24 protein-coding genes are annotated in these 22,784 nt (G+C 70.7%); 12 read left to right on the top strand and 12 right to left on the bottom strand.

The features are described 5' to 3' along the window. Positions 1-37: 37 nt before the first annotated feature. Complete coding sequence (locus tag ACVBD7_RS00975) at positions 38-1,012, top strand: Bug family tripartite tricarboxylate transporter substrate binding protein (protein WP_458095655.1); 975 nt, start codon at positions 38-40, stop codon at positions 1,010-1,012. 1 nt (position 1,013) lies between these two features. Here the strand turns inward: ACVBD7_RS00975 and ACVBD7_RS00980 are convergent, their stop codons facing one another. The 3 genes from ACVBD7_RS00980 to ACVBD7_RS00990 form a co-directional block, all read right to left on the bottom strand. Then, on the bottom strand, positions 1,014-1,409 hold the full coding sequence (locus ACVBD7_RS00980; RefSeq protein WP_458095656.1) for a RidA family protein: 396 nt from the start codon (positions 1,407-1,409) through the stop codon (positions 1,014-1,016). Between the two features lie 68 nt (positions 1,410-1,477). Beyond that, positions 1,478-2,557 carry a spore photoproduct lyase family protein gene (locus ACVBD7_RS00985; protein ID WP_458095657.1) on the bottom strand — a complete coding sequence of 360 codons (1,080 nt, stop codon included), beginning with the start codon at positions 2,555-2,557 and terminating at the stop codon, positions 1,478-1,480. After that, positions 2,547-3,611, bottom strand: coding sequence for a spore photoproduct lyase family protein (locus tag ACVBD7_RS00990; RefSeq protein ID WP_458095658.1), 1,065 nt, complete (start codon positions 3,609-3,611; stop codon positions 2,547-2,549). Before ACVBD7_RS00990 ends, ACVBD7_RS00985 begins: the two co-directional genes overlap by 11 nt. 93 nt (positions 3,612-3,704) lie before the next feature. On the opposite strand from ACVBD7_RS00990, the gene ACVBD7_RS00995 reads away from it, so the two are divergent. The 3 genes from ACVBD7_RS00995 to ACVBD7_RS01005 all read left to right on the top strand — a co-directional run bounded on the left by ACVBD7_RS00995 (position 3,705) and on the right by ACVBD7_RS01005 (position 6,176). Next, the gene (locus ACVBD7_RS00995; RefSeq protein ID WP_458095659.1) at positions 3,705-4,547 is read left to right on the top strand and encodes an ABC transporter permease; all 843 of its coding nucleotides are present in this window, start codon (positions 3,705-3,707) and stop codon (positions 4,545-4,547) included. Positions 4,548-4,647: 100 nt separating this feature from the next. Next, a complete protein-coding gene (locus ACVBD7_RS01000) occupies positions 4,648-5,274 on the top strand; it encodes a histidine phosphatase family protein (RefSeq protein WP_458095660.1) in 627 nt (208 codons plus the stop codon). Positions 5,275-5,369: 95 nt separating this feature from the next. Continuing rightward, the gene (locus tag ACVBD7_RS01005) at positions 5,370-6,176 is read left to right on the top strand and encodes a lipid-binding SYLF domain-containing protein (protein ID WP_458095661.1); all 807 of its coding nucleotides are present in this window, start codon (positions 5,370-5,372) and stop codon (positions 6,174-6,176) included. A gap of 18 nt (positions 6,177-6,194) precedes the next feature. Here ACVBD7_RS01005 and ggt read toward each other — a convergent pair whose 3' ends face one another. Continuing rightward, entirely contained in the window at positions 6,195-7,829 is a 1,635-nt protein-coding gene (ggt, locus tag ACVBD7_RS01010) for a gamma-glutamyltransferase (protein WP_458095662.1), read from the bottom strand. A gap of 55 nt (positions 7,830-7,884) precedes the next feature. Beyond that, positions 7,885-9,138, bottom strand: a complete 1,254-nt coding sequence (locus tag ACVBD7_RS01015; protein WP_458095663.1) for an MFS transporter — start codon at positions 9,136-9,138, stop codon at positions 7,885-7,887. A 128-nt stretch (positions 9,139-9,266) separates the two neighbouring features. On the opposite strand from ACVBD7_RS01015, the gene ACVBD7_RS01020 reads away from it, so the two are divergent. Both ACVBD7_RS01020 and ACVBD7_RS01025 read left to right on the top strand, forming a co-directional pair. Further along, a complete protein-coding gene (locus tag ACVBD7_RS01020) occupies positions 9,267-10,007 on the top strand; it encodes an SDR family NAD(P)-dependent oxidoreductase (protein WP_458095664.1) in 741 nt (246 codons plus the stop codon). 74 nt (positions 10,008-10,081) lie between these two features. Then, a complete protein-coding gene (locus ACVBD7_RS01025; RefSeq protein ID WP_458095665.1) occupies positions 10,082-10,285 on the top strand; it encodes a hypothetical protein in 204 nt (67 codons plus the stop codon). A gap of 5 nt (positions 10,286-10,290) precedes the next feature. On the opposite strand, the gene ACVBD7_RS01030 is transcribed toward ACVBD7_RS01025, so the two are convergent. Then, positions 10,291-10,932, bottom strand: coding sequence for a VOC family protein (locus ACVBD7_RS01030; RefSeq protein ID WP_458095666.1), 642 nt, complete (start codon positions 10,930-10,932; stop codon positions 10,291-10,293). Then, positions 10,929-11,786, bottom strand: a complete 858-nt coding sequence (locus tag ACVBD7_RS01035) for a DUF4743 domain-containing protein (RefSeq protein WP_458095667.1) — start codon at positions 11,784-11,786, stop codon at positions 10,929-10,931. The genes ACVBD7_RS01030 and ACVBD7_RS01035 overlap by 4 nt, the downstream gene beginning before the upstream one ends. A gap of 315 nt (positions 11,787-12,101) precedes the next feature. Here ACVBD7_RS01035 and ACVBD7_RS01040 point away from each other — a divergent pair, with 315 nt between their 5' ends. The 4 genes from ACVBD7_RS01040 (at position 12,102) to ACVBD7_RS01055 (ending at position 15,741) form a co-directional block, all read left to right on the top strand. Further along, positions 12,102-14,048: an ABCB family ABC transporter ATP-binding protein/permease gene (locus tag ACVBD7_RS01040; RefSeq protein WP_458097611.1), complete on the top strand. Its 1,947-nt coding sequence runs from the start codon at positions 12,102-12,104 to the stop codon at positions 14,046-14,048. Between the two features lie 52 nt (positions 14,049-14,100). Then, the gene (locus ACVBD7_RS01045; protein ID WP_458095668.1) at positions 14,101-14,367 is read left to right on the top strand and encodes a hypothetical protein; all 267 of its coding nucleotides are present in this window, start codon (positions 14,101-14,103) and stop codon (positions 14,365-14,367) included. Positions 14,368-14,535: 168 nt separating this feature from the next. Then, positions 14,536-14,832 (top strand): 50S ribosomal protein L28, encoded by a 297-nt coding sequence (gene rpmB / locus ACVBD7_RS01050; protein WP_458095669.1) that lies wholly within the window; start codon positions 14,536-14,538, stop codon positions 14,830-14,832. Between the two features lie 132 nt (positions 14,833-14,964). Then, positions 14,965-15,741 carry a sensor histidine kinase gene (locus ACVBD7_RS01055; protein WP_458095670.1) on the top strand — a complete coding sequence of 259 codons (777 nt, stop codon included), beginning with the start codon at positions 14,965-14,967 and terminating at the stop codon, positions 15,739-15,741. Here ACVBD7_RS01055 and ACVBD7_RS01060 read toward each other — a convergent pair. From ACVBD7_RS01060 to ACVBD7_RS01080, 5 genes are all read right to left on the bottom strand, one after another. Continuing rightward, the gene (locus ACVBD7_RS01060; protein WP_458095671.1) at positions 15,726-16,718 is read right to left on the bottom strand and encodes an esterase-like activity of phytase family protein; all 993 of its coding nucleotides are present in this window, start codon (positions 16,716-16,718) and stop codon (positions 15,726-15,728) included. The genes ACVBD7_RS01055 and ACVBD7_RS01060 overlap by 16 nt on opposite strands. A 70-nt stretch (positions 16,719-16,788) precedes the next feature. Further along, on the bottom strand, positions 16,789-18,666 hold the full coding sequence (gene cobT, locus ACVBD7_RS01065; RefSeq protein ID WP_458095672.1) for a cobaltochelatase subunit CobT: 1,878 nt from the start codon (positions 18,664-18,666) through the stop codon (positions 16,789-16,791). Next, entirely contained in the window at positions 18,663-19,298 is a 636-nt protein-coding gene (locus tag ACVBD7_RS01070; RefSeq protein ID WP_458095673.1) for a glutathione S-transferase family protein, read from the bottom strand. The genes cobT and ACVBD7_RS01070 overlap by 4 nt, the downstream gene beginning before the upstream one ends. A gap of 40 nt (positions 19,299-19,338) precedes the next feature. Next, a complete protein-coding gene (gene cobS / locus ACVBD7_RS01075; RefSeq protein WP_458095674.1) occupies positions 19,339-20,349 on the bottom strand; it encodes a cobaltochelatase subunit CobS in 1,011 nt (336 codons plus the stop codon). 50 nt (positions 20,350-20,399) lie between these two features. Continuing rightward, positions 20,400-20,933: a J domain-containing protein gene (locus ACVBD7_RS01080; RefSeq protein ID WP_458095675.1), complete on the bottom strand. Its 534-nt coding sequence runs from the start codon at positions 20,931-20,933 to the stop codon at positions 20,400-20,402. 145 nt (positions 20,934-21,078) lie between these two features. Between ACVBD7_RS01080 and ACVBD7_RS01085 the strand changes: the two genes are divergently transcribed. Together ACVBD7_RS01085 and ACVBD7_RS01090 are read left to right on the top strand one after the other, a co-directional pair. Continuing rightward, on the top strand, positions 21,079-21,366 hold the full coding sequence (locus ACVBD7_RS01085; protein ID WP_458095676.1) for a BolA family protein: 288 nt from the start codon (positions 21,079-21,081) through the stop codon (positions 21,364-21,366). A 32-nt stretch (positions 21,367-21,398) separates the two neighbouring features. Beyond that, the gene (locus ACVBD7_RS01090; protein WP_458095677.1) at positions 21,399-22,784 is read left to right on the top strand and encodes a hypothetical protein; all 1,386 of its coding nucleotides are present in this window, start codon (positions 21,399-21,401) and stop codon (positions 22,782-22,784) included.

The raw sequence follows: 22,784 nt of genomic DNA on the forward strand, positions 1-22,784 counted from the left end.
TAGGCTCGGCACCCGAACGGAATTGTCAGGCCCCGGAATGCAGCGTCGCCACCTTCTCCTCTCGGCCACGGCCGCCGGGCTGATCCAGCGGACGGGCACGGCCACCGGGCAGGCGGATCGCGGCCCGTCCCGCCTGATCGTGCCCTATGGCGCCGGCAACATCACGGACCAGGTGGCGCGGGTCTTCGTGGATGCGTTGGGTCAGCGGTCAGGACGGCGGCTGGTGGTGGACAACCAGCCCGGCGCGGGGGGCATGCTGGGCACGCTGAACCTGATCCGGGCCCCGGCCGATGGCGGCACGCTCGGCATCGTCTCCGTCGCGGCGCTGGCCATCGCCCCGCATCTGGCCAGGCCCGCGCGCTACGACCCGTTCACGGATCTGCTGCCGGTCGCCGGCGTCTCGGTCTCCAGCGCCTTCCTCGCGGTGAATGCCGCGCTGCCAGTTCGTAACCTCGCGGAGCTCGTCGCCTATGCCCGGTCCCGGCCGGAGGCGAGCCCCCTGTTCTACTACTCCCCCGGCAATGCCACCGTGCCGCATTTGAACCTGGAGACGCTACGGCGCGCGCTGGATTTCCCGATGCAGCACGTGCCCTACCGCAGCAGCGCCGCCGGGAACACGGACCTGCTGGCGAACCGCGTGCAGGTGACGATGGATTCCGTCAGCGTCACCCTGCCGCATCTGCAATCCGGTGCGCTGCGGCCGCTCGCCTACAATGGCACGAGGCGCGATCCCGCCTTTCCCGACGTTCCCACCTTCGCCGAGGCGGCGCCCGAGGTGCCGATGCTCAATGCCTGGTCCGGCCTGTTCTTCCCGCGCGGCGTGCCGCAGCCGGTGGTGGAGCGGACGGCGCGCGAGATCGAGGACACGATCACCACCCCCGCCTTTGCGGAGCACCTTCCGGTCGGCGTCTCACCCTTCCTGCTCGGCCCCGCGGATCTGACGGCGCAGATCCGTCGCGACAACGAGCGGCTGGGCCAGCTCGTCGCCGAGATCGGGCTGACGCAGGATTAGGTCAGACCTCGGCGATGCAATCGATCGAGACGAGGAAGTCCGGATGCGCGAGGCGCGGTGACTCGGTGGTCTGGCGCGAGGGGTAGTTGCCCGGCGTGAAATAGGTCCGGTAGATCGCGTCCATCTCGTGGTAGCGGGTCAGGTCCGTCATCGCGACGTTCATCTTCACCGCACGGTCGAGGGTGGTGCCTGCCTCCTCGAGGATGGCCTGGATGTTCTGCATGACCTGATGCACCTGCGCCGCCAGGTCGCCCTTGGCGATGGTGGCGGATTCGCGCTCGCCGCCCTTGAAGGGCGTGGTGCCGGTGACAAAGACGAAGCCGCCCGCCTTCACCGCGTGCGAGCTGGCCGAGCGCAGCGGCGTCACGCGCGGGGACTTGATGATCTCTCTCGTCATGGATGGTGTCCTCCGATGGTTCGCGGCCACCATGCGAGAGGCGCCGCGCATCGGCAAGGCGAGGGCGATCAGGTCCAGTACAGCACGCGCGCCCGCGGCAGCCGGCGCGCAACGCTGGCCTCGAGTGAGGCGCGCAGGTCGCTCATTCTCTCGCGGGTGAAGACGTACTTGCCCGTGCCGAACTTCGTCAGCTTTCGCGTGCGCTGTGCGGGGTCCATCTCCAGCCCGCTGCCGGGATACCAGCCCTGCAGCACCTTCTGCGATCCGTCGGTGAAGCGGTGGGTGATCAGCTCCACCGTCAGGTCGGGATCGGGCGCGTCCTTCAGCGCCTCGGCGCAATGGGCCAGCAACTCGTCATAGGCTTCCTGCCAGTCCGGCACCGGGATGATGGGTGCCACGGTCAGCCCAATGCGGTATCCCGCCATCGCCGCCTGTCGCATCGCCGCCAGCCGCTTTGCCACGCGCGGCGCTCCGCCCTCGAAGCGCTCGGCGCCCCGCGCGTTGACGGAGAAGCGGATGCGTGTGCGGCGGTTGTGCGGCAGGTCCAGCAGCGGCCCGATCGCATCGTACTTGGTGGTGAAGCGCAGCTGCGCCTCTGCCTCCCAGGCACCGAAGAAGCGGATGGTCTCGGCGAGGCTGCCCGTGATGTGCTCGATGCCCAGTGGATCGGTGTAGCAGGACCCTTCGAAGGTCGTGCCCTCCGCGGCACGGGCGGCGTTGCGCGACGTCACCTGCCCCTGGCCGAGCAGCGGCGGCAGCGCGGCCAGGATCTCCGGCAGGTTGGCATAGGCGCGGATAATGGGCGGCCCGGCGAGCGAGCCCGCGAGATAGCAGTAGCTGCAATGGGCCGGGCAGCCCTCGGCAAGGTCGAAGCGCCAGTCCGCGCTGGGCGGAATGGGCTGCGGCTTGCGGCGGCTAGGTGAGGCGACGACCACGGCCATGGTGGTCTTGGCGTCCCTGTAGTTGTCCGGCAGGCCGGTGAGGCGATCGGCCTTCAGCCGGATCACCTCGCTGCCCAGCGCCGCCGCGCGCTCCACCATCGCCGCGCCCTGCGGCCAGGTGAGGGCGGAGGGCGTGACCAGCACGCGCTTCGGCTTCCACAGCGGATGCGCGCGGGCGGGAGCTTCCAGCACGGTGTCAGAAGGCATACCGCACCCGGCAATAGGGCATGCGCGCCGCCAGCAGATCCTGGAAGCGGCCGAGCCAGCGGCCCTTCCACCCCGTGCGGTAGCGCAGGTTCACGCCGCCGCTCTCCGACCGCTTCTCCTCCTGGATATCCGGCCGCCAGAGCAGCTCTTCCGCCTTCGGATGCCAGGCGAGGTTGATCTCGTGCAGCCCCTCGTTGTGGGTGAGCATGATGATCTCGGCGGCTAGCTGTTCCTTCACGGCGGCGGGCAGGACATTATCCAGTTCCGCGAACAACTCGCTCCACTCCGCCTCCCATCCCTCCCGCAGGACGACAGGGGAGAAGTTCAGATGAACCTCGTAGCCCGCACGATGCAGCTCGGGGATGGCCGCGATGCGCTCGGCCACAGGGGAGGTGCGGACATCCAGCAACTTCGCCATGCCTGCCGGCATCAGCGACATGCGGATGCGCGTGCGGTGCTGCGGGTCGTAATCCAGCAGGCCAGGGTTCACCCATTTGGTCGCGAAGCTGCCCTTGGCGTTGGGGATGCCGCGGAACAGGGCGACGAGGTCGCGGACGTTGTCGGAGATGAGCGCGTCGACCGAGAGATCGCCGTTCTCGCCGAGGTCATAGACCCAGTCGCGCGCATCGACCTGGTTGGGCTCCATCTTCGGCCCCTGGCGTGCGGCATGGCGCGCGGTGGCCGCCGCGATCTCCTCGATGTTGACGAAGATGGAGATGGGATTGGAGTGCCCCTTCCGCCGGGCGACGTAGCAGTAGGCACAGGCCATGGCGCAGCCATTGGAGGAGGAGGGCGCGATGAAATCCGCGCTGCGCCCGTTCGGCCTGATGGTCAGCCCCTTCTTCACGCCGAGCACCAGCGACCCCCGCTTGGCCCGCAGGTAATCGCCCGGATCACTCTCCCGCAGTTCCGGGATGCGCCAGTGGGAAACGACGAGGATGCGCTCGGCGTCCGGGAAGCGGGCCAGGATCTCCCGTCCGCGCGCATGGGATTCCACAGCGGGTTCGAGGTAGATCCGGGCGATGTCGAGCAGGGTGGGCGGGGGGCCGTTCATCCGGTCCTGGATATGGGGTGTGCCGCGCGGCCGGACAGTGGCGGGAGGGGCACTTCACCCTATCTTGGGCGTGCGGAGAGGGTGGGGGGCGGCGTGGCAGGACAGGTCGTGGCGACACGCGGGGGACACGGGCCGGCCCTGGCCTCGGCGCGGCGCATCTGGGGGATGATGTACCGCCACCTTGCTCTGTTCCGGCGCTCCTGGCCGCGGGTGCTGGAGCTGATGTACTGGCCGGTTCTCCAGATGATCGTCTGGGGCTTCGTCACTGCCTACATCGCCGGCGTGCAGAGCAACACGGCCAGCCTTGCCGCCGGCGCCCTGCTCGGCGGCGTGCTGCTCTGGGAAGTGGCGCTGCGCAGCCAGATGGGCTTCGCCATCTCCTTTCTCGAGGAGATCTGGTCCCGCAACCTCGGCCATGTCTTCGTCTCCCCGCTGCGCCCCTGGGAGCTGGTGGCGGCGCTGGTGGGGATGAGCACGATTCGAATGCTCACCGGCGTGCTGCCGGCGGTGCTGCTGGCCTGGCTGCTCTACGGCTTCGGGCTCTTCGCCCTCGGCCCTGTGGTGGTGCTGTTCTTCGCGCTGCTGATGATGATGGGATGGGCGGTGGCGCTCGGCGTCACCAGCCTCATCCTTCGCCACGGCGCCGGGGCGGAGGCGCTGGCCTGGTCGGTTCTGTTCGGGCTGACGCCCTTCGCGGCCGTGTTCTACCCCGTCTCGGTGCTGCCGGGCTGGCTGCAGCCCGTGGCCCTGGCCATCCCTGCCGCCCATGTCTTCGAGGGGATGCGCGCGGCCCTGCTCGAGGGGCGCATCGCCTGGGGGCATCTGGGTGCGGGATTCGCGCTGGACCTGCTCTGGCTTGCGGCCATGGCCTGGCTGTTCATGGGGCAGTTCCGCCGAGCGCGGGAACGCGGGGCGCTGCTGACGATCGGGGAGTGAGGGCGCGGGTGGCAACATCAGGCGTCGACGCCCGGGGGCGACAGTGCTGGCGCCCAAGGCGCCCCTCGCCCGCCACGGCCGGGTGTCGTATGGGGCGGCCATGCCGGACCCGACCCGAATCTTCCTGATCCGCCACGCCCTCGTGGAGGCCTCCGCGCGGCTCACCGCCTATGGCTCGATGGACGTCGCGCTGTGCCAGGACACGCTGACGCGCGAGCGGCCGGCCCATGCCTGGCTCGGCACCCGCATCCCGCGCGAGGCCCGCTGGTACTGCACCCCGCTGGCCCGCACCCGCGCCACTGCCATGGCCATCTTCGCCGCCGGCTATCCGGAGGCCGAACTGACTGACCTGCCTCACTTCGTGGAGCAGCACCTGGGCGACTGGCAGGGGCTGACGCATGAGGCCTTCACCGCCGTGCTTCGCGACCCGCCGCATCCCTTCTGGAACCACGGCGCCGATGAGCGGCCGCCCGGGGGCGAGAGCCTCTCGGATGTGGTCGCGCGGGTGGGACCGACGCTGGAGGCGGTGGCGGACGAGAATGCAGGCGGGGATGCCGTGATCATCGCCCATGGCGGCTCGATCCGGGCGGCCCTGGCCCATGCCTGCGCGCTGACGCCCTATCAGGCCCTTCAGTTCAGCGTGAAGAACCTGTCCTTGACCCGGCTGGAGCGGGATGAGGGCCACTGGCGCGTGCACGCGGTGAACGAGGAGCCCCCGCAGGACTGAAACCCCGCCACCGGAACGGCCAGGACCTGCCCTGGCCTCGCCACGATCGAGTCGCTAAACTCCCCGCCGGGGCAAGGGGTTGGGGGAAGAACTTCATGCGACACAGGATGATGCTGCTCGGGGTGCTCGGCATGGTGGCGGCCATGTCCGCGCCGGGCGTGGCCCAGACCCAAGCTGAGCAGCAGACGCTGGTGGACCGCGCCACCCTCACCGTGCAGGACATGCTGAACGACGGGGACCCGGCCGCCGTACGGGAATCCAACCGTACCCTCGCCCAGGCACGGGCCGTCATCATCTGCCCGCGCATCTTCCGCGCAGGCTTCATCTTCGGCGGCCAGGGCGGCGACTGCGTGATGACGGCGCGGGACGGGGCGGGCTCCTGGTCCTCACCGGCCTTCTACACCATTGGTTCGGCCAGCTTCGGGCTGCAGATCGGCATCCAGGACATGCAGGTCATGATGTTCATCATGACCAACCGCGGCCTGAGCGCGGTGATGGACAGCCAGATCAAGCTGGGGGCCGATGCCTCGGCCTCGATCGCCACCCTCGGCACGGGCATCGCGGGCGCCACGACGACGGCGGTGGGGGCCGATATCGTCAGCTTCGCCCGTGCCCGCGGCCTGTATGCCGGCATCTCGCTCGAGGGTTCGCTGCTTTCCAGCCGCAACGACTTCAACACCGGCTATTACGGTCGCTCCGTTTCCACGCGGCAGATCGTGCTGGACATGCAGGCCCATAACCCGGCGGCCGACCCGCTCCGCGCCACGCTGATGCGCCTCGGCACCCGTGGAGGAGAGGGCCCGGGCGGCGGCGCCCCGATGGGCGCTCCTCCGGGCCAGCCGGGCATGATGCAGATGCAGCCCGCGCCGAGCGGAAGCGTCACGCGCGAGACGCTGCGCTAAATCCCGATCCGGCCGGCGTCACGCGATGCCGGCCGCGAGTCCGTCCCGCTGCGGGTCCGCGCCGCCCTCCAACGCGCCCTCCCACATCGTGATCCCGTGCACGGCAGCGAAGGGGTAGCTGGTGGGGTTGCGGCGCACCTCGTAACCCATCTTTTCCAGCGCCTTCTGCGTCGCGCGCGGAATGCGGTTTGAGATGTCGATGGCGTCCGAAGTTGAGGAGAAGCGCGGCGCCATCACCGCCTCTTGCATCGTCATCCCCCAGTCCAGCACATTGGACAGTACCTGCAGGATCGCCACCGCGATCCAGGCCCCGCCCGGCGCGCCGAGGGTGGCAACCGGCGTCTTCCCGTCGAAGACGATGGTGGGAGACATGGTGGAGAAGCGCCGCTTGCCCGGCGCGAGGGACCCGGCGCGGCCTGGCCGCGGGTCGTAGTTGTTCATGCCGCCGTTCAGCATGAAGCCCGTGCCCGGAGGAATAACGCCGGAGGGCAGGCCGAGCGTGTGGGTCAGCGTCACCACCATCCCGTCCGCATCCACGCAGGAGACGGTGGTGGTGTGCTTCGCATCCGCCCCGATGCGCGGCAGCGGCACCTTCTCGCCCGCGCGGATCGAGGCCGCGCACTCATCCGCATAGGCATCGGAGAGCAGGCGGGCGAGCGGGGGCGGGATGAAGTCGGGATCGCCGATATGGCGGTCCTTGTCGCGCATGGCGGTCTTCATCGCCTCGGCCAGCACACGGATGTATTCGGGCGCGTTATGGCCCAGGGCGGGGAGGTCGAAGCGCTCGATGATGCGCAGGATCTCCGCGACCACCACGCCGCCCGCGGGTGGCGGCGGCACGGCAATGCCGTAACCGCGGTAATCCACGCGCAGCGGCTCGCGCCAGGCCGGCATGAAGCCCGCCAGGTCCTCCGCCGAGAGCAGCCCGTCATGCGCCTGCATGTCGGCCACCACGCGACGGGCGAGTTCCCCCGTGTAGAGGGTTTCCGCGCCTTCCTGCGCGACCAGCCGCAAGGTCGCGGCAAGGTCGGGGTTGCGCACGGTGTTGCCCAGCCGCTTCGGCGCGCCGTCCTCGCCCATGTAGATGCGGCGCCCGTCCTCAGTTAGGCCGAGCTTGGCGGCGTAGGAGAGGCGGCCATAGGCCTTCTCGTCCAGGTGGAACATCGTCGCGACATGGGGGCGCACCAGCCAGCCCTCCTCGGCGAGGCCGATGGCGGGCTGGAACAGATCCGCCCAATCCGCGCGGCCGAAGCGGGCATGCGCCATGCCGAACACGCGCAGGATGCCCGGCGTGGTCACGGCGCGATGGCCGATCTCGTTCAGGTGGTCCCGCACGATGTACCCAAAGCCATCCGGACATTCCCCGACATAGCGGTCCGCCCACATGTCATCGGTGCAGGCGCGAGGCGCGGCGGAGAGGCCGTCCAGAATCACGTGCGTGCCGCTGCGCGGGTCCAGCAGCTGGAGCACGCCCAGGCCGCCGATGCCGCTCATCATCGGGTCGACCACGCCCTGGGCCAACGCGCAGGCCAGCACGGCATCGAGCGCGTTGCCGCCTGCGCGCAGGATGGCCTCGCCGGCCTCCACCGCCTCGGGCTGCGGCGCCACGATCATGGCGCGGGGCGAGGGAAGGCGGCGGGCGGGTCTGGGCATCGGGTGCTCCTCTCGGGTGCACCGAGAGTGCCGCCTTTCGCGCCCGCCGTCGCCCCTATGCCGCGCCTTGCGGCTCGATGGCGCTTGTTGCGGCGCGCTCCATGGCCGGCAGGCCCCGCAGCCGAACGGCCGGAGAGGCGAGGATCATTGCCATCTGGGCCAGGAACCCGGCCGCAGAAGCGATCAGACAGGCTTTCACGCCATACTGCGCCGCCAGCAGCGCGCCGGTAGCGGCCCCCAGCGGCCGCGCGCCGAAGGTGGCCGTCAGCACTGTGGCGGAAACCCGTCCGAGCATGGCCCCTGGCGTCACCGCCTGGCGCAGCGTGGTGGTGTGGATGGTCCAGAGGATCGGCCCCGCGCCAAAGAGGAACAGCGCAGCCCCCGCCAACACCGGGACGGGCCAGACCGCCGTCGCCAGCATCAGCAGCGCGGCCAGTGCCGCGACGCAGGGTCCCACCGCGATCAGCGCGCCCAGCGGCCAGCGACGCGCCAGCCAGGGTGAGGCCAAAGCCCCCGCCACCATCCCCGCCCCGCAAAGCCCCAGCGTGATTCCCACCTCGGTCGCCGACAGGCCGAGATCGCGCACGGCATGGACGACATACCCGGCCTGCAGCACGAACCAGGCCGTGTTGAACAGCACCGCCGTCGTCAGGATGGGCCGCAACAGCGGGTGCCGGAGGACGAACTGCATGCCCTCCCGCAGCTCCCGCCCGGGATGCCGGCGCGGCGGGGTGGCGCGCGCCGGCTCGTGCAGACCGGCCAGCAGCGCCGCCGAGAGAAGGGACAGGCCGATCGCCAGCCCATAGGCCGGCCCGGCCCCTGCCCATCCGATCAGCGCCCCGCCCAGCGCAGGGCCGGCCGTGAAGGACAGGCTGCGCCCCAGCTCGATTAGCCGGTTCCCTGCCGCCAGCCCCTCGCGCGGAACGATGGCCGGCAGCAACGCCGGCGCCGCGACCGCCTGCGCCACCGTGCCCGCGGCGCCGACGAAGCCCAGCGCCGCCAGCCCCGCCAAATTCAGCCGCCCCGTTGCCGCGAGGCCGAGCACCGCGAGCAGCGCCGCCGCCCGCAGCGCCTCCGCCCCGATCATCAGCCGGGTGCGGGAAACGCGGTCCGCCAGCACCCCGGCCGGCAGGGCGAGGAGGAGAAAGGGAAGGGCCTGCGCCGCCTGCAGCCATCCCGTCTCCGTCGCGCCGGCGCCGAGCGCGAGAACGGCGATGAGAGGCGCCGCCGCCAGCGCCACCTGTTCCGAGGCCTGGGCAGCGAGGTTGGAGAGGGAAAGGTTGAACAGGCCTCGTCGTGGTTGCGACATGGGGCATCTCCGTGATCGCACCCAGGCTGCCCGAGGCGGGCGGCCCGCCGCCCTCCGCCCGTTGCGCCGGCTTGCGCCGCGATGCCGCATCGCGGCATGTGGGCCACGGAACCCCTCCGAGGTCCGAGATGAGCGCCAGCCCCCGAATCATGCTGCTGACAGGCGCCAGCCGGGGAATCGGCCACGCGACGGTGAAGCGGTTCCAGGGTGAGGGCTGGCGCATCCTCACCGTCTCCCGCCAGCCCTTCTCCGAGGAATGCCGCTGGCCCGGGGCGCGCTGGGGCCACATCCAGTCCGATCTCTCCGACCCGGCTCAGGTAGAGGCCATGATCGCCGAGGTGCGGGATCGGCTGCCGGAGGGGCGGCTGCACGCGCTGGTGAACAATGCCGGGATCTCCCCCAAGGGCGAGGAGGGCGGCCGCCTCGGCGCGCTGGAGACCGACCACGCCGTCTGGACCTCGGTGTTCAACGTGAACCTGTTCTCCACCGCCGCCCTCGCACGCGGGCTGTTCGCTGAGTTGCGCGCGGGTAGCGGCAGCATCGTGAACGTCACCTCTATCGTCGGCTCGCGCGTGCATCCCTTCGCGGGTGCGGCCTATGCCTGCTCCAAAGCGGCGCTGGCCGCGCTGACGCGGGAACTGGCCTTTGAGTTCGGCGCGCACGGGGTGCGGGTGAACGCCATTGCTCCGGGGGAGATCGACACCGCCATTCTCTCCCCGGGCACCGAGGACATCGTGGAACGCCAGATCCCGATGCGCCGGCTCGGCACGGCAGAGGAGGTGGCGGAGACCATCCTTTTCCTCTGCTCGGGCGCGTCCTCCTACGTGAACGGGGCGGAAATCCACATCAATGGCGGCCAGCACGTCTGACGAGGTGAGGGCGGGCCGGACACCTCCCGCGGCCCCACGCGTTGCTGAAGCATCGCAGGCGCAGGAGGTTCATGATGAGCGACACCGACAAGACCAAGCCAGGCCCTGAACCCTCGGCCGGCGACGCGTCCCATACCGAGGGCGGTGCCCCCACCGACAAGGCGCATGAGGATGCGGGCGACGGCTCGCTGAGCGGCTCCATCCCCGCCGGCCTCACCTCGGACGAGTTGCGCAAGCTCGCCGAGAGCGACAAGACCACCGAATCCGGTACGGGCTGAGCCGGCTAGCGCAGCACCCGCGGCCCCGAGGGTGTGTCGATCACGGCCTCGAGCCGCGGGACGGGGCCGGTGCGCAGGGTCGGCGGGTCAACCAGTCCGATCTGCCGGAACAGGCTGCCGATCGCTTCGGCATCGGGATGCTCCACGGTGAAGGAGGCCAGCCGCGCGTCTGATTCCGGCATGGCCGGTGCCGGGCAGCCCCGCGGGCCCCAGTCGATCACGCAAGGCACGGCACCCCCCGCCGGCGGCAAACCATCGGGCCGCACGGCGAAGTGCCAGCGCCGGTCGCCTCGCGAGACCGAGGCCGCCTCGCCCAGCAGCGCCCCATGCCGTTCCAGCAGCGTCCCGAGATCCCCCGTTCGCGCCACCCAGGCCCGCATCCGCCGCCCCGTCGCCCAATCCGCCCGCAGCGCCTCCTCATCGTCCAGCCCGAACCAGCGCGGCCGCGCGGGGGAGGGAGCCGCCGGGCCGACGGCGATCACTTCCAGGAAGGCGCCATCGCCCAGACGCAGCAGGCGGTTATGAGTGCCCATCTCGGGATGTGCGCCACCCGGGCCCATCTCCAGCCCCAAGCTGTCCCGCACATGGGCCACCCCCTCCACCAGGCTCGGCGCGGTGATGACGAGGTGGTCCAGTTCCAGCGTCACGCCAGCTGTTCCAGCCCGGCCCGCAGCGAGCCGTCGGGGTCCTCGACCAGCCCTTCGCGCAGGAAGAGGTCGAGCAGCACGAGGTTGACGTTGAACTTCACCGTCTCCGAATCCCGCACCGCCTCCAGCACGCGGGCAATCGGCCAAAGTTCAAAGCGCTCCACCTCGTCATCATTCGGGCGGGGGATGACGTCCTCGGGCATGTCGAGATCGTAGAGATGCAGCAGGTCTCGCCGCATCCCCTCCTCTGTCTTCATGATGTAGGAGACGCGACCGACCGGGCGGGCCTTCAGCGCCAGGGTGGCGGGGAGGGAGGCCTCCTCCTCCGCCTCCTTGGCCAGGCAGCGCTCGGGCGTCAGCCCGGCGGGGATGCCGCCGGCGACCACGTTATCCATCTGCCCGGGCGCGACCGCCTTGTCCTTCGCGCGCCAGCCCACCCAGAGATGTAGCCCGCCATCCGGTCCCGGGGGCCTGCGGACGAGGCCGTTCAAGTGCACGCCCTGGCTCATGATGCCCAGCGCCGGCAGCACGCCGCGGTCCACGGTGGCGAGGACGGGGCCCTCCGGCGTCGCGCGGATGTCGAACTCCTCGCCCCGGATGCGGCCAAACCCGGCCCGGGCGAGGGCGCGGGCGATCTCGGCCATCGCCGCGCCACGGGCCGCGGGGCCGCGCAGGCTGGTGGCCAGCGACACGCCCTCCGGGCCGAAATGCACGACACGCGGCAGGAAGGTGAGGGCGCGGGCGGCGTCGGGCTCGAGCCAACCCACTTGGTCAGCCCCGATTCGGAAGGGCAGGTAGCCGGCGGGGGAGGGAAGGTTGTTGCAAGCGGCGATGTGCCGGGCGAAGGGATTCATGTGCCTATCCTGCCCCGCTGCGCGGCGCGCGACACCCCCGGCCAAGCGGTTTCATGGCTTGTGCGCCGCAGCATCCCGGCCATGCGGCGGCCCGGGTGGCGCCAGGGCCGCAAAGGCCCCATCTGGCAACCTGAGGCTGCCCCGACCGGGGTGGCGCGCCGCCCGCCCGGGCGGCATTCCCATTCCGGACCCGCCCCGGCGCCGGCCCTCTGGGTCCCGCGCACGGATGCGCGGGCCCTGCCCCGGAGTTCCCGCGTGCCCCCCGCCCAACCCAATGCCCAAGCCGGCGCCCCATCCGGCGACCAACCCGGTGCCATCCCGGCGGCGCCCCGCGGCACCTTCGCCACGCTGCGGAGCCTCGCCCCCTATCTTTGGCCGAAGGGCGAGACGGGGCTGCGCGTCCGCGTCGTCATCGCGCTGCTGTTCCTCGTCGCGGCCAAGATCGCCAATGTGCTGGTGCCCGTTGCCTATGCCCGCGCCGTCGATGCGCTGACCCCGCGGCTGGGGGAGGGCGCCGGTTCTGCCGCGGCTGTGCTGATGGTGCCAGTGGCGCTGGTGGTCGGCTACGGCCTGCTGCGCGTCGCCTCCTCGGCCTTCGGGGAGCTGCGCGACGCGGTCTTCACCAAGGTGCAGGCCCGCGCCGCGCGCCGGATCGCGCTGCAGGTCTTCACCCATCTGCACGCGCTGTCCCTGCGCTTCCACCTTGATCGCCAGACCGGCGGCGTGTCCCGAATCATCGAGCGGGGTACGCGGGGGATCAACTTCGTCCTCGACTTCATGCTGTTCAACATCATCCCGACCATCTTCGAGATCCTGCTGGTCGCGGTGATCCTGTGGCGGATGTTCAGCCTGTCCTTCGCGCTGGTCACGCTCGGCACCATCGCGCTCTACGTCGCCTTCACCCTCGTCTTCACCAACTGGCGCCTGCGCTTCCGCCGCCAGATGAACGACACCGACCAGGAGGCGAACACCAAGGCGATCGACAGCCTGCTGAATTACGAGACTGTCAAGTATTTCGGCAATGAGCGGCACGAGGAGCGTCGCTACGACAACTCGCTCGAGCGGTATGAGCGCGCCTACACCCAGTCCGAGGTGTCGCTGAACTTCCTCAACATGGGCCAGGCCGCGATTATCGCGGCGGGGCTGACGGTGGTGATGCTGATGGCGGCCCAGGGCGTGGCCGCGGGCCGGATGACGGTCGGCGACTTCGTGCTGGTGAACACCTATCTCATCCAGCTCTACCTGCCGCTGAACTTCCTGGGCTTCGTCTATCGCGAGATGAAGCAGGGGCTGGTGGATATGGAGGCAATGTTCACCCTCATGCGCGAATCGCGCGAGGTGGCGGACAAGCCCGGCGCACCGGCGCTGCCCGCCGGCCCCGGCGCGGTTGCCTTCGAGAATGTGCGCTTCGGCTATGGTCGCAACCGGGAGATCCTGCACGGCGTCTCCTTCGCCGTGCCGCCCGGAAAGATGCTCGCCATCGTCGGTCCGACGGGCGCGGGCAAGTCCACCATCTCCCGCCTGATGTTCCGCTTCTACGACGTGTGGGACGGGCGGGTGCGGATCGACGGCGCCGATATCCGCGACGTGACGCAGGAGAGCGTGCGCGCCGCCATCGGCGTGGTGCCGCAGGACACGGTGCTGTTCAACGACACCATCCTCTACAACATCGCCTATGGCCGCCCCGACGCCTCCGAGGAGGAGGTGATCCAGGCCTCCAAGCTCGCCCAGGTGCATGACTTCGTGATGCGCCTGCCGGAGGGCTACAAGACCCGCGTCGGCGAGCGCGGCCTCAAGCTCTCGGGCGGCGAGAAGCAGCGCGTGGCGATCGCGCGCACCATCCTGAAGGACCCGCGCATCCTCATCCTGGATGAGGCGACGAGCGCGCTGGACACCCGCACCGAGCAGGAAATCCAGTCCGCGCTCCGCGGTGTTTCCCGCGGGCGGACGACGTTGGTGATCGCGCACCGACTCTCCACCGTGGTGGAGGCGGACGAGATTATCGTGCTGGCGGACGGCAACATCGCCGAGCGCGGCACCCATGCCGAACTGGTGGCCGCCGAGGGCATCTATGCCAGCATGTGGCGCCGCCAGGCCCAGGCCGTGGCGCTGGCCGAGGCCGCTGCGGCGGCGCGGGACATCTCGCCGCTGCCGGGCACGAGCACGGCTCCGGCCCCCGACGGAACCTCGGATGCCACCCTGCCGCAGGAGGCGCTGGATGGCGCCGCTGCCCGGGGGGCTTCCGCTACCGCTCCGGCCTGACCATCTGGGGTCAGGATTTTCTGCCGTTCTTCAAAGAGAGGAGGCCCTGGGAATGTCCCTGGACCCGCAAGGCGCCGCCCCGGACGACCTGAGCCATGCCGGCTCGGTGACCGACAAGGCGATCGAGTACATGACCGAGCAGGGCATCGCGCCCATTTCCATCGCCTCCGCCTTTCTGGGCGGCGCGCTGGCCCTGATGGCGCGCAGCATGGATGACGAGTCCATCGCCCGCGTCCTCCGCAGCGCCCTCTCCTCGGTGGAGAACGGTGAGCTGGACGAGATGCGGCGCCAGCCGGTCGAGCCGCCTCGCCCGTCCTGACGCGCCGGAAGGGCCTGCCGCACCCCTCTCCCGCTTGACTCCGGGCGGCGCGGACGCCATACGCCGCGCTTCCTATCAGACCAGCAACCCGTGCCCGCGACGATCCTTCCCGGAAGGGGCCCCAGAAGGGGCGTGGACGCGCGGCCGAACCACCCAGGGGTTTCCACCATGGCCCGCCGCTGCGGCATCACCGGCAAGGGCGTCCTGACGGGCAACAACGTCAGCCACGCCAACAACAAGACCCGCCGGCGCTTCCTGCCGAACCTCCAGCACACCTCCTTCTTCTCGGACGTGCTCGGTTCCTCGATCCAGCTCCGCCTTTCCACCCGCGGCATCCGCACCGTGGAGCACAATGGCGGCCTCGACTCCTTTCTGCTCGGCACCCCCGACCGCGCCCTGACGATTGAGGCGAAGGTGCTGAAGCGCCGGATCGAGAAGGCGCAGGCGAAGAAGGCGGCCGCCTGAGGGCACCCCAACCGCCTCTGCCCCCGGGGCAGACCGGATTTTGATGGCGCGAGGAGCCTCTCCTCGCGCCATCGTCATGTTTGGGCGCTGCGCATTCACCTTTCGGCAGCCTGGAGCTGTCAGTTTGCGCGGATGGAGATTTCCCTCCTCATCCCCGCCACCGTGGTCGCCACCGCGTCGGCTGCCTTCCTCGCCCTGGCCGCTTGGTGGCAGCGGGAGCGTGCTGAGACAGCCGAAGCCCGCGCGGCGCAGGCCGAGCTGCGGCTCGGCGCCCAGTCGCGATCCCTCGGACTAGTGGTGCGGGAACTCGAAACGCCCGGCCTTGGCCTGCTCGGCCTTGCATCGCGCCTGCCCGCGGATCTCGCCTCCGGCATCGAGTTGGAGGGGCGCCGGCTGCTCACCCTCGCCGATGAGGTTGCGGACCATGTCACCACCCATCCCGGCCCCCGCGCCCTGAAGGAGGAGCGCGTCCCCCTCGGCCCCCTGCTGCGGGAGGCGATCGGCAGTGTCGCCCTGCCCATGGGGGAGGGGGCACGCCACTGGCAGGTCTCGCCGGAGGCCGAGGCGTTGGTCCTCGTGGCCGACCGCCGTGCGCTCTGCCGCGTGCTGGCCCAATCCCTCGCCCGGGCAGCCCGCGAGACGCGGGGGGGCGACCGAATTGCCCTCCGGATTGTCCGCGCGGCCGAAACCGTGGCCCTGGTCATCGAGGATGACGGCGCTGGCCTGCCCGGCGGCGATCTCGCGGGCGGGGAGGGCACCCGCGGCCTCTCCCTCGGCCTGTCGGCAGCGCGGGAACTGATCCGTGCGCATGGTGGCGAGCTGACGCTGGAGGCGGTGCCTGGCATTGGCGCCCGCACCTGGCTCACCCTGCCCCGCGCGCGGGTGCTGGAGGATCAGCTGGCGGCCTGAACTGCCTCGGGCTCAACCTCGCCGAGGATCATCAGCAGCGTGCGCTGAAGGATGAGCTGGTTGTCGTCAGACACCACGGCCACCAGCCCGCGGCCGCCATGGCCGAAGGCGCTGATCCCCTCCCAGTTGTCGGTGGGCAGGGGCGGGGCTAGCCGGGCCACTTCCTTGCCGGCCAGCCGCGTGGCGTCCTGGGCAATGGGCGGCAGCCGGACGATCCGGGACGCGAAGCCGCCCAGCAGCGTGAAATGCCGCTCCAGCACCAGAGCACCGCCATCCGGCAGGGGGCAGAGGTCACTCGGGTCGAACCCTGGCGCCGGCTGATAGGCCAGTCGGCGCCAACCGGACGGGCCGCGAAGCCAAGCTATCCGTGCGGCCGGCTCACCCGCCGGCCGTTGGCTTTCCGCGATGGCAAGCCAGCGCCCATCCGCCAGCACGGCCAAGGATTCCAGCCCGCCATTGCCCGGTGCCAGTGCCAGTTCCGCCGGAGCGATGACGGGCTCTGCGGGGGCGTCCAGCGTGGGGTAGCGCCAGATCCTGTGGTTGCGCTCGAAGCCGATAAGCCAGGAACCGTCGGTCTGCCGCGCGAGGGATTCGGCATCACTGACAAGATTGCGCGGCAGGGGACGGCCGACGGGATCACACAGCGTGCCGGCGCGGAGCGGTTCCAGCCCAAGCGGCGTGCCATCCGGCGCCAGGACGAGCCTTGCCTGGCCCCAGCGGCCGCGGTCGGAAATAGCGGTGAGGGTCAGGTCGTGCGCGATATGCAGGCCCGAGAGGCCATCCGCCCCAAAGCGGGCGGTGTCGATCTCGAGCACCCCGAGCGGGCGAAGCGCCGTGCCGCCGGACAGCGGCGCAGCAGGCAATTCCGGCATCGACACCGGCAGGGCAAGTGGGCCCGGGCGCTGGCAGGCGGTGGCGCCCAGGAGCGTGGCGAAGGCCGCGCGCCGACCCAGGCTGCGGCGGCGCAGGCCTTTCACGCGCGTGGAAGAGAAGGCCGGGCGCGCGATGCGAGGACCATGACCGCCCCCGGCCGCGCACCCGCTGGCCTCACACCATCACCGGCGCCCGCTCCGAGGCGGCGCGCTGCCAGGCCATGGCCGCGTCCTCGTCGAACAGCTCGGCGAGCTTCTTCATCATCGTGCCACCCAGCTCCTCGGCATCCACGATGGTGACGGCTCGGCGGTAGTAGCGGGTGACGTCATGGCCGATGCCGATGGCAATCAGCTCGACGATGTCGCGCCCCTCGATATCGGTGATGACCTTGCGCAGATGGCGCTCCAGGTAGTTGCCCGGGTTCACCGACAGGGTGGAATCATCCACCGGCGCGCCGTCGGAGATCACCATCATGATGCGCCGCTTCTCGGGGCGCGAGAGCAGGCGGCGATAGGCCCATTCCAGCGCCTCGCCGTCGATGTTCTCCTTCAGGAGACCCTCGCGCAGCATCAGCCCGAGATTCTTGCGCGCGCGGCGCCAGGGGGCGTCGGCAGACTTGTAGACGACGTGGCGCAGATCGTTCAGCCGGCCGGGGTTGCGCGGCTTGCCATCCTGAACCCAGCGCTCGCGCGACTGGCCGCCCTTCCAGGCGCGGGTGGTGAAGCCCAGGATCTCCACTTTCACCGCGCAGCGCTCCAGCGTGCGAGCGAGAATGTCGCAGCACATGGCGGCCACCGTGATCGGGCGCCCGCGCATGGAACCGGAATTGTCGATCAGCAGCGTCACGACGGTGTCACGGAAGTCGGCCTCGCGCTCGCGCTTGTAGGAGAGCGAGAGCATCGGGTTGACCACGATGCGCGCCAGCCGGGCGGCGTCCAGCGTGCCCTCCTCCAGGTCAAACTCCCAGGCGCGCTGCTGCTGCGCCAGCAGCCGGCGCTGCAGGCGGTTGGCGAGCTTGGAGACGACGCCCTGCAAGTGGGAGAGCTGCTGGTCCAGCTGCTGGCGCAGGCGGGACAGCTCCTCCGCGTCGCAGAGGTCGTCGGCCGAGATCTCCTCGTCGAACTGGCGAATATAGGCGCGGTAGGCGGAGGCGTCGTCCGTGACGGGCACCTCCTTCCGCTGCTGCGGGCCGCCCGGGCGGTCCTCGCCCTCGGCGGCGGCGCCGTCATCCTCCTCGTCCTCACCGGCTTCCTCGTCGCCGGCCTGGCCCTCGGTCTGCTCGGGCTGGGCGCCCATCAGGCTCTCGGATTCCTGGGGCTTGCTCTCGCCCTCGCCCTGCTGGTCCTGGGCGCCGGAGGTCTCGCTTCCCTCGTCCTCCTGGTCCTGGGACTCCTCCGATTCCGCCTCCACCTCGGCCTCGGCCAGGTCCAGCGCGGCCAGCAGCTTGCGGGAGGCGCGGCCGAAGGCGTCCTGGTCCCCGGCATTGGTCGCCATCTCGGCCAACGCGTCGTCGGCGCGGGGGCCGAGCGTATCGCGCCACAGGTCCACCACGCGGCGCGCGGCGTCGGGCACGGGCTCGCCGGTCAGGCGCTCGCGCGCGAGCAGGGACAGCGCCGCGGTGAGCGGCAGCTGGTCCTTGCGGGTCATGCGATCATAACCCTCCGCCTCGGCCTGCTCGCTCTGCCGGGCACGAAGATTGGCGGCGACGCCCGCCATGTGGCGGCCGCCAACGGCCTCCACGCGGGCCTGCTCCAGCGCGTCGAACACCTCCTTGGCTTCGCGCCGGCCGGGGGTGCGGGCGGCATGCGTCGCCTCGTCATGGTGGCGCAGCTTCAGTGCCACTGAATCGGCGGCGCCGCGCAGCTTCGCCATCTCGGCGGGCGGCAGGGCGCGGGTGGGCAGCGGCAGGCGTGCGCGCTTCCCGGCAAGGCCCGAGGGGCCGGGCTGGAAGGCGACCTGCACGTCGGAGGAGCGCGCCATGGCGCGCAGCGTGCCGGCGGTGGCGCGCTTGAACTCCTCCTGCCGGGTGGTGTCCTTGTTGCTGCCGCTCATGCTGCTGCGGCTCCCTTGCGGATGGCGGCCTGCCGGGCGGGGCGGGCCTCGATGGCGGCGAGAAGGCGGGCGGTGTTCGGGCCGGGCTGGAGCATGCCCCAGCCCACGATATAGGCGATCAGCCCGCCGACAGTGACGTCGGCCGCGGTGAACTGCGCGCCGGTCAGCCAGGGGGCGTTGCCGAGCGCGGATTCCACGCGCGCGACCGCATCTGGAAAGCTCGGCCAGCCGATGGCGCGGGCCGGGGCCTCCTTGGCGCGCGGGAAGGCCAAATCGGCCATTGCAGGCTCCAGCACGCCCGGGCCGTAGGCCATCCAAAAGGCGTAGGCTGCCCGGGCAGGGGTGCCGACCGGAGGGGCAAGCTGCGCTTCGGGCAGGGTGTCGGCGACATAGGCGGCGATCGCCGCGGCCTCCGTCACCACCACGCCCGTCCAGTCGCCGGAAGGGCCGCGATCGACCAGGGCGGGCAGCTTCCCGGCCGGGTTGAGCGCCAGGTAGTCGGCCGCCTTATGCGTGCCGGCTTCGGGATTGTGCCAGGCCAGTTCGTAGTCCGCCCCTGCCTCCTCCAGCAGCCAGAGGCTGCCAGCGGAGCGGGTGCCCGGCGCGTGGTGGAGAAGGAAGCGCGCCGTCATGCCTGGGCGACCTCTCTGATTGGGCTACCGCTCTCGCGGATCAGCGCTTCACGTAGAGACCCGTCGGGATCTCCTCGTTGAAGCAGCGCTGGTAGTACTCGGCCACCGTGGACCGCTCCGCCTCGTCGCACTTGTTGAGGAAGGAGAGACGGAAGGCGAAGCCGACATCGCCGAAAATCTTCGCGTTCTCGGCCCAGGTGATGACCGTGCGCGGCGACATGACGGTGGAGATGTCGCCGGCAATGAAACCCGCGCGGGTCAGGTCGGCGAGCGCGACCATCGCCTCGATCTGCTTGCGCGCCTTTGTGTCGCTGTCGGCGATGCCCATCTTGGCAGCCACGATCCCGGTCTCCTGCGCGTGCGGCAGATAGTTCAGGGTGGCCACGATGTTCCAGCGGTCCATCTGGCCCTGATTGATCTGCTGGGTGCCGTGATAGAGGCCGGTCGTGTCGCCGAGGCCCACCGTGTTGGCGGTGGCGAAGAGGCGGAAGGCGGGGTGCGGGCGGATCACGCGGTTCTGGTCGAGCAGCGTCAGCTTGCCCTCCACCTCGAGCACGCGCTGGATCACGAACATCACGTCCGGGCGGCCGGCGTCGTACTCGTCGAACACCATGGCGCAGGGGTGCTGCAGCGCCCAGGGAAGGATGCCTTCCTTGAACTCGGTGATCTGCTTGCCTTCCTTGAGGACGATGGCGTCCTTGCCCACCAGGTCGATGCGGCTGATGTGGCTGTCGAGGTTCACGCGAAGGCAGGGCCAGTTCAGGCGGGCGGCGACCTGCTCGATATGCGTGGACTTGCCCGTGCCATGATAGCCCTGGACCATCACGCGGCGGTTGAAGGCGAAGCCGGCGAGAATGGCGAGTGTGGTGTCGCGGTCGAAGCGATAGGTGCTGTCCACCTCCGGCACATGCTCGGTGCGAACCGAGAAGCCGGGCACCGTCATGTCGCTCTCGATGCCGAAGGCCTCGCGAACAGAAATCTGCACATCGGGCTGGTCGATGGCCGAGGTCATGGCGGGGCGGCTCTCGGCGATGCTGGCGACCTTGTTCATGGGCGGGTCCGGTTCCGTGAAGAGGTGTTGGGGCGGCGTACCTCTCGGGGTCAGGCCGCCTTCTGCTGCTGCGACAGCGTCGCGAGACGCTTGCGGATAAGGCTGTAGGCGCGGTTGATGTCCTTCAACCGCTCCTCCGAGGATTTGTCCCCGCCATTCGCATCCGGGTGGTAGCGCTTGGCGAGATCCTTGTAGCGGGCGCGAAGCCCGTCCTCGTCGATGGGCCAGCCGAGGCCGAGGACATCGAGGGCGGCGCGCAACTCCGGCGGCGCCTCCCTTGCGGTCTTCTTCGGGGTCGGCTTGGTATCGGCGAAGAGGCCGAGCGGGTCGCGCAGCCCTTCAGGACCGATATGGGCCTGCCCACCCAACCTGCCCAGGGGCCAGGTTGGGCGCTGCCCGACAGAGTCCTCGCGCAGGTTCTGCTCGATCTCTTCCGGGGTCATGCCGCGGTAGAAATCCCAGGCCTGGTTGTAGGCCCGAACATGTTCCAGGCAGAAATGATAGTAGTCCCTGAGGCGCGAGCGGTCGCGCGGCGCCCGGAACTCGCCGGGGGCTTCGCAGCCGGGGGCCTCGCAGGTCCGCATGGAGCTGCCGGGGGGGACGGTGGATCGGAGGGGTGTTGCGCCGCGTCGGGCCATGGTGTGGACCTTATGATCGCACGCGCCGCCGGCGGCAAGGCACGAAACGTCCCTTCACACCTGCCCGCAACACATGGAAAAGCCTCTTGATATGGACGCACCCGATCTGACCACGCGCGCCGGCCGGCTCCGCGCCACACTTCTCCACGCCTTCCCCGGCGGGGTGGTGGAGGTGCGGGACGACAGCGGGCTTCATGCCGGCCATTCCGGCGCCCGGCCGGGCGGCGAGACACATTACACCGTGCGCGTTGTCGCACCGGGCTTCGCGGGGATGACGCGGCTCGCGCGGTCCCGCGCCGTCCATGCCGCACTGGCCGAGGAGTTCGGTGGCGGCCTGCACGCACTGGCGCTGGAACTTCGCGCCCCCGGCGAGGCGTGAGCCGCCGCGCATCGCGTAGGGGGTAGGGGCTGATGGGCACCGAGACCCTGTTCGAGGACGCCGAGATGGTCGTCCGCGCCCAACCCGGCCAGCCCGGCATGCCCGTGCTCGTCAGCTTCGGGCATCTGGCAAATCGGCCGGAGGAGCCGGGCTTCTGGGCGTCTGCCCTGGCTACCGCCATGGGCTGGCCCGCGATCGGCTTCGTGGCGCGGCGTCCGAACTGGTTCCCGGCGCCATCCGTCGAGGCCGCGGCGGGAGTGGTGCGCGCGAGGTTGGAGGCGATGCGTCCGCCTGATGGCGCGGCCATCGGCTATGGCTACAGCATGGGCGCGCATGCGGTGCTGCGGCACGGCCGAATGCTGGGGCTGGACAACGCATTCGCGGTCTCGCCCCAGGTCTCGATCCTGCCGGCCGACGTGCCCTGGGATTCCAGGTTCCGCGCCTATCATGACCCGGCACGGGATGCCGACATGATGGTGCGGGCGGGTGACGCGCCGACGCGGTCCTGGATCCTGGCCGACATGCATCACCCCGAGGACTCCGCCCATGCGCGGCTGATGGAGGTGCTGGGCGCGAGGGTGATCCACACGCCCTGGATGAACCACAATCCCATCCAGCTCCTGAACGACCGGGTGGTGATGGAGACCGCGCTGCGCTCCGTGCTGACGGACGATGCCGCGCCGCTTCGCCGGGTGCTGCGGGACCGGCGCCATGCCTCCCCCTTCTGGCAGGCCGGCTTCGGCGCCGCGCTCGTCACGCGCGGGCGGCAGGGGCCGGGGACCGTGCTGCTCGGCCGCGCCGTGGCGGCCGGGTTGCGGCCCACCCATGTCGCCGAGGCGCTGGCGGAGGCGATGCGCGCGAAGCCCTCGGCGACCGAGGCGGTGCTGGGCCCGCTCGCCGCGCTCGGCGGGCTGGATGCCGGGGCCTGGACCGACCTGTGCAACCAGATGGCCGCCGCCGGTCATCGGCGGGAGGCGCTGGCGGTGGCCGAGGCCGGCCTCGCCGCGGTCGGCCCGCAGGCGGTGCTGCTGGTCCAACTCGGGCATCTCCGCCTGGTGGAGGGCCAGCTGGAGAGCGGCCGCGCCGCGCTGGAAATGGCGGTGACGCTGGATCCGGGAGAGGGCTGGGCCTGGGTCGGCCTTTCGCTGGCCCGGCTGCGGGCCGGGGACAAGGCGGGCGGCGAAGCGGCAGGGCGGGAGGGGGCGCGGCTACGGCCCTCCGATCCGGCGGCCCGGCTGCAATGGGCTGCGGCGCTGATGGTGCTGGGCCGCTTCGCCCAGGCGGCGCAGGCCTATGCCGCCGCCCAGCAGCTCGGCGGCGGGGTGGAGGCGGAGGAGGGTTTGCGCCGGGCGCAGCAGGAGGAGGGCAGGGCCAGCCGCATCGTCCCGGGCTGGATCAAGGCGCTGCGGGGGCGCTAG

Source organism: Roseomonas sp. WA12 (assembly GCF_054165765.1).